General features: G+C 35.4%; 16 protein-coding genes, 1 other RNA gene and 1 other annotated feature. Of the genes, 2 read left to right on the top strand and 15 right to left on the bottom strand.

All coding sequences use genetic code 11. The features are described from left to right. Positions 1 to 168 precede the first annotated feature (168 nt). A complete protein-coding gene (locus tag ACS3UD_RS05365; protein ID WP_308137455.1) occupies positions 169 to 1395 on the top strand; it encodes an MFS transporter in 1227 nt (408 codons plus the stop codon). A gap of 274 nt (positions 1396 to 1669) precedes the next feature. Then, positions 1670 to 1909, top strand: coding sequence for a hypothetical protein (locus ACS3UD_RS05360; protein ID WP_308137456.1), 240 nt, complete (start codon positions 1670 to 1672; stop codon positions 1907 to 1909). A gap of 78 nt (positions 1910 to 1987) precedes the next feature. Here the strand turns inward: ACS3UD_RS05360 and rnpB are convergent. The 15 genes from rnpB to ACS3UD_RS05285 form a co-directional block, all read right to left on the bottom strand. Then, positions 1988 to 2322, bottom strand: an RNA gene (rnpB, locus tag ACS3UD_RS05355) — RNase P RNA component class A. A gap of 64 nt (positions 2323 to 2386) precedes the next feature. After that, a complete protein-coding gene (locus ACS3UD_RS05350) occupies positions 2387 to 4318 on the bottom strand; it encodes an NAD(+) synthase (protein WP_308137457.1) in 1932 nt (643 codons plus the stop codon). A 10-nt stretch (positions 4319 to 4328) separates the two neighbouring features. Next, on the bottom strand, positions 4329 to 5090 hold the full coding sequence (locus tag ACS3UD_RS05345) for a Nif3-like dinuclear metal center hexameric protein (protein ID WP_440977761.1): 762 nt from the start codon (positions 5088 to 5090) through the stop codon (positions 4329 to 4331). Between the two features lie 13 nt (positions 5091 to 5103). After that, entirely contained in the window at positions 5104 to 5781 is a 678-nt protein-coding gene (locus ACS3UD_RS05340; protein ID WP_308137458.1) for a tRNA (adenine(22)-N(1))-methyltransferase, read from the bottom strand. A gap of 108 nt (positions 5782 to 5889) precedes the next feature. Beyond that, positions 5890 to 7056 (bottom strand): RNA polymerase sigma factor RpoD, encoded by a 1167-nt coding sequence (gene rpoD, locus ACS3UD_RS05335; protein WP_308137459.1) that lies wholly within the window; start codon positions 7054 to 7056, stop codon positions 5890 to 5892. A 3-nt stretch (positions 7057 to 7059) separates the two neighbouring features. After that, the gene (gene dnaG / locus ACS3UD_RS05330) at positions 7060 to 8826 is read right to left on the bottom strand and encodes a DNA primase (RefSeq protein WP_308137460.1); all 1767 of its coding nucleotides are present in this window, start codon (positions 8824 to 8826) and stop codon (positions 7060 to 7062) included. A gap of 68 nt (positions 8827 to 8894) precedes the next feature. Further along, positions 8895 to 9908, bottom strand: coding sequence for a deoxyguanosinetriphosphate triphosphohydrolase (locus ACS3UD_RS05325; RefSeq protein WP_308137461.1), 1014 nt, complete (start codon positions 9906 to 9908; stop codon positions 8895 to 8897). Between the two features lie 14 nt (positions 9909 to 9922). Further along, positions 9923 to 10732: a pyruvate, water dikinase regulatory protein gene (locus ACS3UD_RS05320; RefSeq protein ID WP_308137462.1), complete on the bottom strand. Its 810-nt coding sequence runs from the start codon at positions 10730 to 10732 to the stop codon at positions 9923 to 9925. A 9-nt stretch (positions 10733 to 10741) separates the two neighbouring features. Beyond that, a complete protein-coding gene (locus tag ACS3UD_RS05315) occupies positions 10742 to 11332 on the bottom strand; it encodes a helix-turn-helix transcriptional regulator (protein WP_440977760.1) in 591 nt (196 codons plus the stop codon). A gap of 113 nt (positions 11333 to 11445) precedes the next feature. Then, a complete protein-coding gene (locus tag ACS3UD_RS05310) occupies positions 11446 to 12840 on the bottom strand; it encodes a glycine--tRNA ligase (protein WP_308137463.1) in 1395 nt (464 codons plus the stop codon). A 102-nt stretch (positions 12841 to 12942) separates the two neighbouring features. After that, positions 12943 to 13118, bottom strand: a binding site (T-box leader). Between the two features lie 45 nt (positions 13119 to 13163). Further along, positions 13164 to 13712: a DUF4342 domain-containing protein gene (locus tag ACS3UD_RS05305; protein ID WP_308137464.1), complete on the bottom strand. Its 549-nt coding sequence runs from the start codon at positions 13710 to 13712 to the stop codon at positions 13164 to 13166. 16 nt (positions 13713 to 13728) lie between these two features. Then, entirely contained in the window at positions 13729 to 14442 is a 714-nt protein-coding gene (recO, locus tag ACS3UD_RS05300) for a DNA repair protein RecO (protein ID WP_308137465.1), read from the bottom strand. Continuing rightward, positions 14439 to 15329, bottom strand: a complete 891-nt coding sequence (era, locus tag ACS3UD_RS05295; protein ID WP_308137466.1) for a GTPase Era — start codon at positions 15327 to 15329, stop codon at positions 14439 to 14441. The genes recO and era overlap by 4 nt, the downstream gene beginning before the upstream one ends. A gap of 18 nt (positions 15330 to 15347) precedes the next feature. Next, the gene (cdd, locus tag ACS3UD_RS05290; protein WP_308137467.1) at positions 15348 to 15740 is read right to left on the bottom strand and encodes a cytidine deaminase; all 393 of its coding nucleotides are present in this window, start codon (positions 15738 to 15740) and stop codon (positions 15348 to 15350) included. A gap of 17 nt (positions 15741 to 15757) precedes the next feature. Continuing rightward, positions 15758 to 16822 (bottom strand): DUF3048 domain-containing protein, encoded by a 1065-nt coding sequence (locus tag ACS3UD_RS05285; RefSeq protein WP_308137468.1) that lies wholly within the window; start codon positions 16820 to 16822, stop codon positions 15758 to 15760. Position 16823: the final 1 nt, after the last annotated feature.

The raw sequence follows: 16823 nt of genomic DNA, 5'->3' as shown, positions 1-16823 counted from the left end.
CGTACTCTACTTTAGACTATGATCATGTCATTGAAACAACATGATATTTTAAGTCCAGGGTTTGAGTATGTGCCTTTTATTTTGTTTCTCTTGACTGAAAAATACATTGTGTATTATAATGAATAACGTTAACAAGAAAATTATACCAATTTTAGAAAGGAATTATAAATGAAACTCAAAATTTATTCTTTAATCCTTTTTCTCAATTATTACCTTACTGGACTTATTACTCCGGTACTAAGTTTGCTTCTCCTTGATAAAGGAGCAACCATCTTCAATCTTTCTATTTTACTAGGAATCTATGCGTTAACAGTTGTGGTGTTGGAGGTTCCAACCGGAATTATTGCAGATGTTTTCGGCAGAAAAAAAACATTTTGCTTTTCTTTAATTATGTCAGCGCTGAGTTTTTTTGTGATTTTAGTCGGAAAAGGTTTTATTTTTTTATGTTTTGGAATGATAATTTACGGATTCAGCAGAGCTTTGGCTTCAGGTTCATTTGACGCAATTTTTATTGATTATTACATTGATAACTTCGGCAAGGACAAGCTTCACAACATTACTTCAAGGCTTGCAGTTCTTGAAGCGCTGGGATTATCTGCAGGCGCCTTATCCGGAGGTGTGTTTCCCAAAATTTCTAGCACATACTTTTTATCAATAGGAAATTATGATTTAAATGTTATAATGAGGATAGCTCTTGCAATTGTAGTTACTATACTATCTGTTACATTTATACAGGATACTGGAAGCGCGGAAAATAAAGAACGCATAAGTATAAAGCAACACATCAAAAACAGTTCAGCAATTATTTCCAAAAACAATACAATAATATGCATTTTTATTTCTGTATTTTCAACAGGCTTTTTACTCAGTAGCCTTGAAACCTACTGGCAGCCACACTTTATGACTCTTCTCTCAAGAAATGATTCTACAGAACTTTTGGGAGTTATGGCGTTTTTATATTTTGCCGCTGCTACTCTAGGGAGCATTTCATCAAACAAATTGATTAAGAAATATAAATTTAATCCAAACAGAATGTACATAATATTCAGAATACTGATGGCTGTATCTTTAATTTTAACTGCTCTTCAATCAAGTGTTCCTGTTTTTATTGTTTTGTATTCTTCTATTTATCTGCTATTTGGAATTGCAACCGTGCCGGAAGGAGTTATTTTAAACAGCGAGATTCCAAAAGAGATACGAGCCTCGGTATTGTCTGTAAATTCATTAGCCATCCAAATAGGAGGTCTGTCCGGTTCTTTCATGTACAGTATACTGATACGTTATATAAGTATTCCAAGTATATGGATTTTAGCCGCATCGGTTGTATTGCTGGCAGTTGCAATAATAGCAAAAAAATTACTTATAAAACCGGCTTTATATGCACCGAAAAACTAGAACATAAAAAAAAGACGCATAAAGCGTCTTTTTTTAGCACCTTCTTCTACGGCGCGAACATTTTCCATATCCTATTCCAAGAATAAACCATGGCAGCCAGCACATAAAATCACCCCTTATAACAGCTTGTCTTATACTATTCATGTTTTAGCTAATGTTGACATATTTTAAGAAACACAGGTTTTTTTAATATTACCGTAAATTCTCTGTTTATTGAATGTTAAAATTAAATTGTGGCATAATAAATGCACCTGAAATATAAGGAGAATAAAGTATGGGAGCTAAAAATTATAATGAGAAAAGAGAAAAGATAAACAAAAAGAAAAACGATATTGAAAATGCAGAATTCAATTACAGACAAACTGAAAAAATGATGAGTACAATTGATGACGAGGCTTTTAAAACAGAGCTTCAGATTAAAAACATGCGAAGAGAACAGTCTCTTAAAAGCATGAAAAAAGATATAAAAAATGAATATGACAAGGAAAATAATTTTAAAAACAACATGAAATAAAGAGTAATAATAATATAAAAAATAACTGTCTTATTGGCAGTTATTTTTATATTTAAATTTAAAAGTTATTAAATTTATGTAGCGAGTAAATATATAAGCCGAGTTTTGTATTAAACAGTCATCTATCTACGCCGGCTGTTACCAGCAGGCTCTAGCAACCTACCATTTGGACTGTGACGAGCAGCCACTCTGCGGTCCGTTCTTGGTCTTGCTCCGGGTGGGGTTTACATAGCCAACCAGTCGCCTGATTGCTGGTGAGCTCTTACCTCACCTTTCCATCCTTGCCGATTGCTCGGCGGTTTATTTCTGTTGCACTATCCTTGAGGTCACCCTCACCGGGTATTACCCGGCACCCTGCTCTTCGGAGCTCGGACTTTCCTCATGCCTAAGCATGCGACTGTACAATTTACTCTTGTTCTATATTACATGAATTAACACAGAAAGTCAAATGAAGTATTATCCATTTTTAAAGCATTTTTACTGTAAGTCTTCCAGCTGTTTCATCCACAGCGAGTATGATGCATCACTTGGCATTCTCCAGTCCCCTCTTGGAGATAAAGAAACAGAACCAACCTTTACCCCGTCAGGTAGGCATGATCTTTTAAATTGCTGGGTAAAAAACCTTCTGTAAAATTTTTTGAGAGTTTCAAGTATAGTTTCATCTGTAAATTTACCCTTAAAGGCTATTTTTGCAAGAAAATATATTTTTGCAGGCTCATAACAGTTTCGAAGCATGTTGTAAAGGAAGAAATCATTTAAATCATACGAACCCACAGCTTTTTCCGTAAACTGAGCTATATTTCCTTCCTTATCAGGTGGAAGCAGCTCCGGACTTACCGGTGTATCTACAACATCAAGCAATGCTTTTTGGATTTCTCCGCATGTTGCTTCCTCTGCATACCATTTTACGAGATATTTCACAAGTGTCTTTGGAATACTTGCGTTAACGCCGTACATAGACATATGGTCTCCGTTATAGGTAGCCCATCCCAAAGCCAGTTCGGAAAGGTCTCCTGTTCCTACAACAATGGCGTTTTCTTTATTTGAAATATCCATAAGTATCTGTGTTCGCTCTCTGGCTTGAGAGTTTTCATATGTAATGTTGTGCACATTCATATCATGGTCGATATCTTTAAAATGCTGAATACATGCCTCTTTTATGGAAATTTCCATCATTGTAACGCCTAATTCTTTCATAAGAATAAGCGCATTGTTGTACGTTCTTGATGTTGTTCCGAATCCTGGCATAGTTATAGCAACTATATTATTCATAGGCAACTTAAGTTTTTTAAACGCTTCTACGGTCACCAGCAGTGCCAATGTGCTGTCAAGCCCACCGGATATTCCTACTACAGCCTTTTTCAAACCTATTTTATTTAATCTTTGATAAAGTCCAGTGGCTTGAATGTTTATAATTTCCTGGCATCGTTTGTTTCTTTCATCAATATTTGAAGGAACAAACGGCATGGGGTTAACTTCTCTTTCCAGTTCACCTATCTCCGATAGCCCAAGTTCAAAATCCACGTATTGATATGCTAATTTTTCAGATTTGTTCATATAAGTGTTAAATTTAGCTCTGTCGTTAGAAATTTTCTCTAAATCTATATCGCTGTATATAATATTAGATTCTGGAGAAAATCTGTTTTCGTTGAGTATAATTCCATTTTCTGCAATCATAGAATGTCCTGGAAATACTACATCCGTCGTGCTTTCTGTTTGACCTGCAGATGAGTAGACATATGCTGTTATACATTTGGCAGACTGAACTTTTACTATTTCTCTTCTGTATTCAGGTTTTCCTATTGTTTCATTGCTTGCAGACAAATTTAAAATTAAATTTGCACCGTACAACGTGTGGTAAGAGCTTGGAGGAATGTTAACCCACAAGTCTTCGCATACATCAATTCCTATGCATAGGGATGAAAGAGAATCACTGAACAGCAATCTTTCGCTGAACGAAACTTCCTGTCCGCATAACTTAATCTTATCGCTAATCCTTGCGGTTGATGAAGCAAACCATCGCTTTTCATAAAATTCATTGTAGTTTGGAACATATGTTTTCGGAACTGCTCCAAGTATTTTTCCTTCTTTGAAAACCACTGCGCAATTGAACAGCTGATTGTCTGCTCTTATAGGCATTCCTACAGATACGAGAATGTTTAAGCTTTCTGTTTTTTTCAGAATCATGCCAAGAGCTTCTTCTGCTCCTCTTATAAGTGCTTTTTGATTAAATAAGTCTGCGCATGTGTAGCCGGTTATACACAGCTCAGGAAACAATATTACTTTTGCATTTTTTGTTTCTGATGCAGTTAGAATCATTGAAGATATTTCATCTGCATTAAACATTGGATCTGCTACCTTTATTATGGGAACGGCAGAAGCAACTCTTACGTATTCAAAATTATCCATAATCAGCCCTCTAAATTATCTGTTCCTTTACAGTATTTTTTGTTAACATCTTTACCTTTAATTGTTCTTCCTTAAGTAATGCTTTTTTTATATTTTCCATTGATAAATATTCTGTGTAATAATGGCCTGCATCAATAATGCACAGATTATTTCGCAATGCACTTTGAGCCTGATGGTACTTTATATCGCCAGTTATGTACACATCAGCTTCTTTTTCAATTGCATTATCAATAAAGTCGCTTCCGCTTCCTCCGCAAAAGGCAACTCTTTCAATTACTCTTTCACTACTGTTACAGTAAAGTTTTACATGATCTGCACCGAGTTTGTTTTTTACTTGGTCGGCATATTCAATTATATTGACAGGAGCAATATTTCCAACGCCTCCATATCCGCTTAAGTCACTGCCTGAAACATGGAGCACATCATAATCCTTTATGCTTAACAATTCAGAAAGCTTCTTGTTAACTCCAACATCAGCCATGTCAAAGCTTGTATGAAGACTGTAGAGATTAATATTATTTTTAATGAGCTTTTGAATAATTTTACCTTCATAACTTGCTAAATCAATTGATTTAATCGGCGAAAAGAAAAAAGGATGGTGTGTTATAATTAACTCAATATTATTGTCTGCCGCGTAGTTAACAGCTTCTAAATCGGCATCTAAGGTTAACATAATATTATTTATGTCTTTTTCCATACTACCAATTTGCAGCCCGCTGTTGTCCCATGGTTCCTGAGCTTTTATTTTTAGCTCGTCTTCCAATAGTTTTATAATTTTATCAATATTAATTTTTCATCAGCTCCCTTATTCTTTTGTTTTTATATATCAAAGCTTCTATTTTTTTATTATAATCATTATTACTGTTCTTTTCAAGGTTTCTGATTATATTTTCATTTATGTTCAGTGCTTTGTTCATGTACTCATGCATTAACGTTTCTTTTTTATCAATAAGTATTCTGCTGAATTCATAATAAAATTCATCATCTTCTTCCACCGTGCCTGGCACAGCTTTAATAACGAAATAGTAATGGTGGAGCTCTTTAACAATATTTTCATCTAAAATTTTAAAATTATTTTTAAACAAATAATGCCTCAATTTGTCTGCTGTTGTCATAGGCTGCAAGATAAGCTCTTTTGTATGTATTGCTATATTTTTTGAAGTTTCAATAATATCAGATATAAGTTCTCCTCCCATGCCTGCAATTATAACAGCATCCGCCTCTCCTTCATTGAGTACGGTCAATCCGCTGCCAAGCCTAAAATTACACTTATCTGCAAGATTAATAGATGTTAAGTGCTCAACAGCTCTGCTTAAAGGTCCTTCATTCAAATCTGTTGCAATTACTTTCTGGCATATGCTGTCCTTTAAAAGCATTTCTGCAACATAACCGTGGTCGGTTCCTATATCTGCCGCCACACTGCATTTTGATACCATTGATTTTATGCATTCTAAACGGTTCATTTTCCCACCTATATTTAAAAATTTATTGATTAAATAAAAACGGGAGGGCATTATTCCCTCCCAGCAACGGAACGGCTTTTGCCGACCGTGTATTTATGATTGTCAATTTTATTCCAGATAATCTTTCAATTTTTTGCTTCTGCTTGGGTGTCTGAGCTTTCTCAGAGCCTTTGCTTCAATCTGTCTTATTCTTTCTCTTGTTACATCAAACTCTTTTCCTACCTCTTCCAACGTTCTTGCTCTTCCGTCATCAAGTCCGAATCTCAATCTAAGAACTTTCTGTTCTCTGTCGGTCAAAGTATGAAGTACCGATGAAAGTTGTTCCTTAAGAAGAGTGAATGTTGCAACATCAGAAGGTGCTTGCACCTCATCATCAGGAATGAAGTCTCCCAAATGGCTGTCTTCTTCTTCACCTATAGGAGTTTCAAGTGAAACAGGCTCCTGAGCAATTTTTAATATCTCTCTTACCTTATCCGGTTCCATTTCCATTTCGAGAGCTATTTCCTCAGGGGTAGCATCTCTTCCCAATTCCTGAAGCAGCTGTCTTTTTATTCTTATGAGCTTATTAATTGTCTCTACCATATGAACCGGTATTCTTATTGTTCTTGCTTGGTCTGCAATAGCTCTGGTAATTGCCTGTCTTATCCACCATGTAGCGTATGTGCTGAACTTGAAACCTTTTGTGTAATCAAATTTTTCAACAGCCTTGATAAGTCCAAGATTTCCCTCCTGAATAAGGTCAAGAAACAGCATTCCTCTCCCTACATATCGCTTTGCTATGCTTACAACGAGTCTTAAGTTAGCTTCAGCCAGTCTTTTTTTGGCTTCCTCATCGCCATCCTGCATTCTTTTTGCCAGATCTATTTCTTCACTTGCGGTTAAAAGCGGCACTTTTCCGATTTCCTTTAGGTACATTCTCACAGGGTCATCAATATTTACACCCTTTAGTATATCATCATCCGTTTGGCTTACAAAAAAATCTGCATCTTCTTCCTTTGTTTCAGCGCCATCACCGTCATCAACTTTTTCAGGAATCATATCATCTTGGAACCCTAGTATTTCAAGGTCATTATCTTCTGCTTGCTTGTAAAAATCATCAATAAATTCAGGATTAATATCCAATTTTTCAAATGATCTCAACACTTCTTTATATGTTATGAATCCGTTTTTTTTGCCTTTTTCTATTAATTTATTTTTAATGGAATCTATTTTTTGAAGCATTTCAGCGTTTTTTTCAGACTCATCTTTGGAATTCACATTTTTAGTTTCACCCATGGGCTAATTAACCTCCTCCTTAGTTGATTTAATTTTTTTAGCGAGGCTAAAAATTTCATTCATAATTTCACCACTTTTTGATGTATTCTCAGATTGTGACAAAGCTTCCGTAAGCAAAGTTTTCTTATTTTCATAATATTTAATTTTTAATCTTTTAATACAATCTTTGAATAAAGCCTCTAAATTATCATAATCAACATCGTCATACTGCAATAAAACTTTAACATCTTCCTTATTTTTTATAATATTATTCAAGCTTTCCTCATCTATACTCATATCATTGATTCTGTATTCATACATTTCTCTAAAAATATTATAGTATTCCAAGTCCGTAAATGTGGCTTCATTGACTATCTCTTTTAACTGCAATGCAAAGTCATTGTTTAAGAGTATAAGTTTGATAAGCTTCTCTTCATGGGATGTTGTAATTTTATTTACCTGAGGCAAGTGCCTTGCAGGCTGTGCAGCTTTAACAAAAGTTTCTTTTCTGTTATTTTTTTTATTAAATTCTTTTATTATAGACTCTTTGGAAACACCCACTTTTCTAGATAATTTTTCAAATATTAATTCTTTTTCAATTTCACTGTTCACATATACTATATTGTCAAAAAATTTGTTTATATATTCAACTTTGTTAGAATTTTCAAAAACTTCTTTATAATGTAATTCTAAAAAGCTATAATAATCAAGAGAATTTTCCAGTAATTTGTCAAATTTTATTTTTCCAAATTTGTTTAGATACTCGTCAGGGTCTTTGGCATCCTGCATTATTACAACCTTGGCATCAAGATTGTTTTGCTTGAACATATTCATAGCCTTCAGTGCTGCCTTTTGACCGGCACTATCGGAATCAAAAGTAACATAAAAATTTTTAGAATATCTTTTCATCAATTTAATTTGGTTGTTCGTTAATGATGTTCCCAAAGCTGCTACGGTGTTATTGTATCCGTATGAATGCATTTTGATTACATCCATGTATCCTTCAACCAAAATGAAATGTTTATCTCTTACATTACCGCGAGCCAAATTTAATCCGTATAAATTGTAGCCCTTATTAAAAATCTGTGTTTCGGGAGAATTTAAATATTTTGGAAGTGAATCATCCAGAACTCTACCTCCAAAACCTATTATTCTGTCTTTCAAATCAAAAATTGGGAACATTACTCTGTTTCTGAACCGGTCATAATAAGAATTGTAGTTCTTGCTCTTTATTATAAGTCCTGTCTTTAAAATTTCTTCTTCTATATAACCTTTATGTGTCAAATATTTTAGCAAATTATCCCATTGGTTTATAGCATATCCAATTCCAAATTTTTTTATTACAGGAACGTCAATTTTTCTGGATTTTAAGTACTTTATAACCTGTGGGCTGCTTTTCATGTTTTCAAAAAAATACAGTGCAGCATCACGGTTAATCTTATAAAGCCTCTCTGCAAGTTGGCGGCTTTCATTATTCTTTGAATACGAGTTTGTTTCCTCCAAAACTATTCCGGCTTTTCGCGCCAAGTACTCGGCTGCTTCTACAAATGTAAAGTTTTTATACTTTGTAAGGAAGCTTATACTGTCACCACTTTCACCGCAGCCGAAGCAGTGAAACATTTGTTTCTCCGGAGAAACAATAAATGAAGGAGTTTTTTCCTTGTGAAAGGGGCAATTAGTGTTGTAATTACTGCCTGCCTTTTTTAGCGGCAAAAATTCTTCTATTACATCTACTATATTGTTTTCATCCAGAATTCTTTTTATTACATCAGAATCCAATTTATAGGGCATACTATCACCATTATGTTCACGTTGAAACTAAATTATATTACAACAAAATAAGCTTGTCAACAATTTTTTTATTGTCGCCAAGGCTTTGGTATATACAATTCTTCAAATATCTTCATTGCATAGCGGTCTGTCATTCCCGCAATATAATCTTTAATTATCTCACTTTTGCTGAAATTATTATTGTTATATATTTTTATATAAAAATCCGGGAGAGCTTCAAAATGCTTCGCGTAATATTCAAATATTTTACTTATTATAAAAATAGACTTATCTTCTTCACTTTTAGCTATCTTATTGTAATAGACGTTTTTAAACAGAAAATCTCTGAGCTTAAGAGTGTAATTATTTATTTCATCGCTCATGGATATAATATTTTTATCCATGCTGTTACTGATTATGTCTGTAATCATGGTATTGATTCTTTGACCGTGGGTAAAACCCAGGACGCTGAGATATATTTCCGGTATGTCACTGTGCTTTATAATCCCGGCTCTTACCGCATCATCTATATCGTGGTTAATATAAGCTATTTTATCAGAGATTCTTACAATTTGCCCTTCTAATGTTTCAGGGCTGCCACCGAGGGGATGATTGAGAATTCCATCCTTCACTTCATATGTAAGATTAAGTCCATAATTTTCGTTTCTTAACTCCAAAAGTTCGACAACCCTCAGGCTTTGTTCATTATGCCTGAATCCTGTCTCGCACAACTTGTTTAATATTCTTTCACCTGTGTGACCGAATGGAGTATGCCCCAGATCGTGCCCCAGAGCTATTGCTTCTGTAAGATCCTCATTCAGGCCCAGACTTCTTGCAATTGTCCTGGAAATCTGTGATACTTCAAGTGTGTGAGTAAGCCGTGTTCTGTAATGGTCTCCTTCCGGCGACAAAAAAACCTGAGTTTTATGCTTAAGTCTTCTAAAAGCCTTAGAATGCAAAATTCTGTCTCTGTCCCTCTGGTATTCAGTCCTTATATCACATTTCGGCTCCTCATCTTTTCTGCCGCGGGAATATCTGCTTTTGGCAGCTAACGGAGATAAATGTTCAATTTCAAACTGTTCGCATTTTTCTCTTATATTCATCCGCACCACTTTCCTTACTTGTTGTTTTCAGAAATATAATCAAGTATAATCGATGCCGTTTCCTCCACAGCTTTGTCTGTAGTGTCAATAACCTTGCACTTCAGACTTTTCATTACTCTTACGGCATATTCAAGTTCTTCGAAAATTCTCTCCATGTTAGCATAGTTTGCTGTATCTTTAAGTCCCATTGCCTTAAGTCGCTCTCGTCTTATTTTATTGAGATTTTCTATATTTAACGTTAATCCGATTATTTTTTTTGGCGATATAAGCTTAAGTTCATCAGGAAGGCTTACCTCCGGAACAAGGGGTATGTTTGCGACTTTCAGGTTTTTATGTGCAAGGTACATTGATAGAGGTGTTTTTGAGGTTCTAGATACTCCCACAAGAACAATGTCTGCCAGAAGAATTCCTCGCGTATCTTTTCCGTCATCATATTTAACGGCAAACTCAACCGCTTCAACCTTTTTAAAATATTTTTCGTCCAGTTTTCTCAAAAGACCGGGTTCCTGCTTCGGAGAAACTCCCAGCTGTTTAACGAGCGGCAAAAGAACAGGTGTCATAATATCCACCGCACCTATATTATGCTCGAACGCCCTTTGCATCAAATAATCTCTAAGATCTTCAACTACAAGCGTAAAAACAATAAACGAATTTTCTTTGGATGCTTTATCGATTAAATTATCAATTGCTTCCTTGTCATTGATATATGAAACTCTTTTTATATCAAAATCTGCTATATCAAACTGCCTTATAACAGCTTTAGAAACTTGTTCGGCAGTTTCTCCCAGTGAGTCTGAAACTGCATAAATATTTATTTTTTCCATAGCTACCTCTTACTTGGATATTTCCAAAAGAACTTTTGTTATATTTGTCTTTGATATACGACCAAAGGCTTTGATTTTACCGTTTGGCATATTTGTAATTATCGGAACACAGTCTACCTCATTTTCAATTATTTTTTCTGCCGCATCTATTATCGAATCGTCCTCTGTGCAATATACAATTTTAGGCATCCTCGTCATGATTACGCCAACCGGTATACTGGTTAAATCTTTCCCTCCCATTGCTGATTTCAGCAAGTCTTTCCTTGATATTACTCCCTTGAGAGCATCATCTTCTACAACAAAAAGCGTGCCGACATTCTCAAGAAACAAAGTAACAATCGCATCATAAACACTTGTGTTCTCAGATACGTTTATGGGAAGTGATTTTATTTCCGATACTTTAATTGCAGATAGTTTTTCTATTATATCTTTGTTATTTTTTTTATTAGATATATAGTATCCTACTTTAGGCTTTGCATCAATCAAGCCGCACATTGAGAGAACTGCCAAGTCCGGTCTGAGGGTCGCTCTTGTAAGGCCAATCTTTTCAGCAATAGACTCTCCGGTTATTGGCTGATGCTTTTCAATTATTTCAACAATTTTGTTTTGTCTATCTGATAATTTAATAGGAATCTCCCCTTTCGCGACATCTGTCGAATAACAGAAAACTTATTTTCTATCCTTCGACAGATGCACACTATGTTATCATTTATCTAAAAAGCTATTTTTTCATTTATAAACTGTACTAAATCAGTTATTTTTACCCTTACCTGTTCCATAGTATCTCGATCTCTTACTGTTACAGATCCCTGCTCCATGGATTCGAAGTCATACGTTATGCAATAAGGAGTGCCGATTTCATCGTGTCTTCTGTATCTTTTACCGATGCTTCCCGCATCATCATAATCCACATTAAAATGTTTTTGAAGCGTATGGTACAGCTCAGTTGCAGGCTCGCTAAGCTTCTTTGTCAGAGGGAATATTGCTGCCTTATACGGAGCTAATGCAGGGTGAAGTTTCAGCATTGACCTTTCTGTTCCGTCTTCTAAAGTTTCTTCCTTGTACGCATCCAGTAATAATGCAAGCATTACTCTGTCAGCACCCAATGATGGTTCAATACAGTATGGTACGTATTTTTCATTGGTAACAGGATCCTGATAAGATAAATCTTCTCCTGAAGTACTCATGTGAGCCTTTAAGTCAAAATCTGTTCTGTCCGCAACTCCCCAAAGCTCTCCCCAACCAAACGGATACAGATATTCAATATCAGATGTTGCATTGCTGTAGTGAGATAATTCAGCCTGCTCATGATCTCTGAATCGAACATTTTCTTTCGTCATTCCAAGACTGAGCAACCAGTTCATGCAGAATTCTTTCCAATAATAGAACCACTCTAGGTCTTCTCCGGGCTTGCAGAAAAATTCAAGTTCCATCTGTTCAAATTCTCTGGTTCTAAATGTAAAATTGCCGGGAGTAATTTCATTTCTAAATGATTTTCCTATTTGACCTATACCGAAAGGTATTTTTTTTCTTGTAGAACGTGCAACATTTTTGAAATTTACAAATATGCCCTGTGCTGTTTCAGGTCTCAAATATATCTCCGACTGAGAATCTTCAGTTACACCCTGAAACGTTTTAAACATAAGATTGAATTTTCTTATAGCAGTAAAGTTTGTTGACTTGCATTCCGGACATTTAATATTATTTTCTGCAATGTATTCTTCCATTTGATTATTTGTCCATCCGTCAACCACTTGAAATTCATTTTTTTCATGCATATAGTCTTCAATCAATTTATCAGCTCTAAATCTGGATTTACAGTCTTTGCAGTCCATAAGAGGATCGCTGAATCCTCCAACGTGCCCTGAAGCTACCCAAGTTGTAGGGTTCATCAGTATTGCTGCATCCAGTCCTACATTGTGCGGACTTTCCTGGATAAATTTCTTCCACCATGCTTTTTTAACATTGTTTTTTATTTCAACGCCCAAAGGGCCATAATCCCATGTATTTGCCAATCCCCCGTAAATTTCTGATCCCGGGAATATAATACCCCTTGATTTAGATAGTGAAACAAGTTTTTCTAATTTGTTCTTTTCTTTTTTTGCCATGACAGCCTCCATTTAATGTGATATTTTCTAAGGATAAAAAATTTTCGGTGACAAGCCAATTTAACGATCTAATTATGTAAACACAAAAAATCTTTCATCCCATATAGGGACGAAAGATTAATTCCGCGGTTCCACCCTATTTGACAAAGCAATCGCTTTGTCCTCTTTAAACAAAGGACTCAAAAGCTCCCTTCACCTATGCGTTAATATCAGCTTTCACCTAATCTGACTCTCTAAGAATTTCTGCATAGATTACTCTTCTTTATCACAGTCTCAACATTAACTATAATGTAACAAAATTACGTTTTTATGTCAAGAACAATTTAGAGTTCATCTTTATTTTTATTGATTGAGTCGGATATATCCTCTTTAAAGTCGGTGGCTCCCTGTTTAATGTCATCTCTAAAGTTTTCGGCTCCGTGTTTCATATCTTGCATTACATCCTTGACTGCATCCATTCCCTGGTCAACTTTTTGACCAAGATCAACCACTTTGCCGTCAGTCTGTGTAATTTCAACCGAGCACTGAGTCAGAAGCGCTGCGGTAATACCTGCAGCCGATAAAAAAGGAGCAATAAAAGCACCTATCAATCCTGCTGTTACAGGTACATTGATTATAGTTTCGTTATTTTTCTTTATTGTCAATTTAGTTGCATTACCTTTTGCTAAAATATCTTTCAGCTGATTTAGTATCTGTTCACCTTTGTTTGGTCCGTTTTGAGAATTGCTCTGATGTTTGCCTTGGTTTTCTATCAGAATAATTGCTTCAAGAACGTCTCCGTTTGCATCCTCAAGAGCCTGTTTAGCTGTTGAATAGTCAGTATTTGTTCGTTTAAGAATATCATCGATTTTTTGTAGTTTGTCGTTTTCCATATGTTATCCTTTCTTTTCATAGTAACTTTAATGTGGCAAAGCTGTTTTTACCGATATAATAAAACAGGAAATTCCTAATTAATTGTAAGAGCTTTTGGTTTATTTCAACAGAGCCAATATTTTCAAACCTTGTTCTTAAAATTTTTTCCATAGTTAGTATTTCACTATAAGTTACATTTATTCCATTTCCATAATTTACGCACTCATTGCAAAACAAGCCGCCATCCTTAATGGAAAACAATGACTGATTTTCAATTTCCTTTCCACAAGACAGGCAATACTTTAAGCCGGGCATGTATCCCAGCATGGATACAAGTTTAAGTTCATATGCCGCAGTCAATTTATCAAAATCCTTTGTAAACACCGACAGGTGATGAAGCACAGCTACAGTCATATCAAAAATGCGCATATCATATTCATTTTCCTGAGCCACATAGCTAATAAGTTCTAAAATATAATTACCGTAAAAAAAAGCGTCTATATTATTTTTTAGATTGTAAAAATTGTCTATAAGCTCAGCAGATGTCATAATATACATATCTCTGGATATTGTCATGGAACATTTGGAGTGCGCAAAAAGCTGTGAAGCATTTATTAAGCGAGAAATGCTTTTTTTTGAACCTTTTGACATAATTTGTATCTTTCCTCTTGTCCTTGACAGCGCATGAAGAATTTTATCATTTTCCTTATAGCTTACTTCCTTTACCACAAGAATTTCATCAGTTATCATTTTTTATCGTATCCCAGCGTTCTCAGCAGGTAGTTGTTATCTCTCCAATTTTCAGATATTTTTACAAAAAGCTGAAGGTTTACCTGACTGCCCAAAAGTCCTTCTATATCCTCTCTTGCGCTCTTTCCTATACCTTTGATTTTTCTTCCGTCCTTGCCTATGATAATACTTTTATGAGACTTTCTTTCGCAAAGTATATTTGCACGTATGTCCACAAGGTTCCTGTTCTTTCTCTCCTTCATTTCCTCAACTTCAATAGCTATGCCGTGAGGAACCTCTTCCTGAAGGTACATTAAAGCTTTTTCTCTTATTATTTCAGCAACCACGAATCTTTCAGGTCTGTCTGTTATATAATCCGAAGGAAAGTACATGGGGCCAGGTTTTAAATATTTTATTATAAGCTTTATTAATGAGTCCACGCCTACGTTTTTTAGAGCAGACATCGGAAGTATGTCATCGAACAGCTTATACTTATCAAACTCCTTTGCCATTCTTACTACATCTTCTTTGTCAAATTTATCTACTTTGTTTATAACAAGTATTTTTTTAGCTTTTAGCCCCTTAATTTTTTCAATTATAAATTCATCTCCAGGCCCTATTTTATTAAATTCATCCGTAAGCATTATCAATACGTCCATTTCTTCTAATGCCGTATCTACCTCATAATTCATGAACTCTCCCAGCTGATTTTTAGGCTTGTGAATACCCGGAGTATCTATGAAAACAATCTGAGCCTCATCATCGGTGTAGACTGTTCTTATTTTGTTTCTTGTAGTCTGCGGTTTATTCGACATTATGGAAATCTTTTCACCTATCATTGAGTTCATAAGCGTAGATTTTCCTACGTTTGGTCTTCCTATTATTGTAACGAATCCTGATTTAAACATTCTTTTCCTCTTTCGTTTTTATTCTAAATCCTCCGGCCCAAAACTATTAGGCAGGAGCTCATCTAATGTATATACTTTGTATGAATCTATGCTTTTGGCACATATAACCTTTATATTTCTTCCAAATTCAACTAAAAACTGCCTGCAAACTCCGCAAGGAAATGAAGTCTTTGTTTCGCTTCCGATAACGGCAATTTTTTCAATATCTCGGTAACCTTCGGATATGCACTTGGAAACGGCTACTCTTTCAGCACAAATTGTAGGAGAGTAGGAAGCCGATTCTATATTGCAGCCGGTAAAAACTTTGCCGCTTTTAGTAAACACAGCTGCTCCTACCTTGAATTTAGAATAAGGGCTGTAAGATTTTTCTCTCGCTTCTATAGCTATTTTTATCAATAATTTATCTTCCATACTATCATCCTTTTTATTTATTCAGCTGCAACGCAGCTAACGCTGTCCACTATTTGAATCCATGTATTTCCGGGGTTAAATTTAAGCTGTTCCCCATCTATGTAAAATCTTGTTCTTTCCTTTTCGGAATCCTTTTTCCAAGTAATATTTACAAATTCTCCATTCGTAAAATACATTCCTTCTCCCGTACCTATTGTTTTCAGTTTAAGCCTGCCTTCACTGTCCAGTACGCTCTTAGGAGCCTCTAAAACTATTATATTCTTAGTTTCAAGCTGCTCTTTGTCTAATTCATCCAAATGTTTTTCGTTGTCTTTAAAACGCAAATAAAGCCCTGATTCATCGTCATACACATATTCGGTAGTATTTTCTTTATTATATGCAATATTGATTTTTTTAGCGTTTACACTGTCATATTTTTTAGAAAGCGAAACAGACTTATCATTGAAATCATATTTTTCAAATGATGCATCAGATCTGAAACCCAGTCTTTCCGATTCGTCTCGGATGGATTGCAAAGTTGTGTACATATTGTGGGGAGCAAACTTTCCCGTATCGTTGTAGCGCCACATAGCGCCTGAATACAGTCCGTCTACTTCTGCAGTGCCCAGTCTTCTTATTTCTGAAAAAGCCTCCTCACTTCCGCCAACATGCACAAACACAGCATCATTTTCCATTGCGTAATAAATTATATAAGGCCTTGCACTTCTTACCGGCCCTACAAGCTCAGGTTCCTTTGCCAGATACACAGCAAGGTATCTTGTATATGGATACTCTACCTCAAACTCATAGACTATTTCCGCGTCCTTCAATCCCGACTGCCACCTAGCATCAGGATGATTGTCCAATGACAGGGCTACAGGTCTTTTAGACAATTCTTCAGGGTAATATTTCAAGCCGTCAAGAGGGGAAGCAATCTTGTTTGGGTCATCCTCCTGCTTTTCTGTTTCTTCTGTTTTTAGTATTTTTTCCTCTTCTGCCGGTGCTTCCGACTTCTCGGCATCCTGCGGTACAGACGTTCTGCTGCTGCAGGATACAGCAAAGACCATGACTAAAACCATTATATAAGACAGTATTTTTTTCATA

It is taken from the genome of Sedimentibacter sp. LTW-03, from assembly GCF_052059825.1.
GTDB lineage: Bacteria > Bacillota > Clostridia > Tissierellales > Sedimentibacteraceae > Sedimentibacter.
The sequence above is the reverse complement of the archived record's forward strand: the minus strand, read 5'-3'. Positions and strand labels throughout refer to the sequence as shown.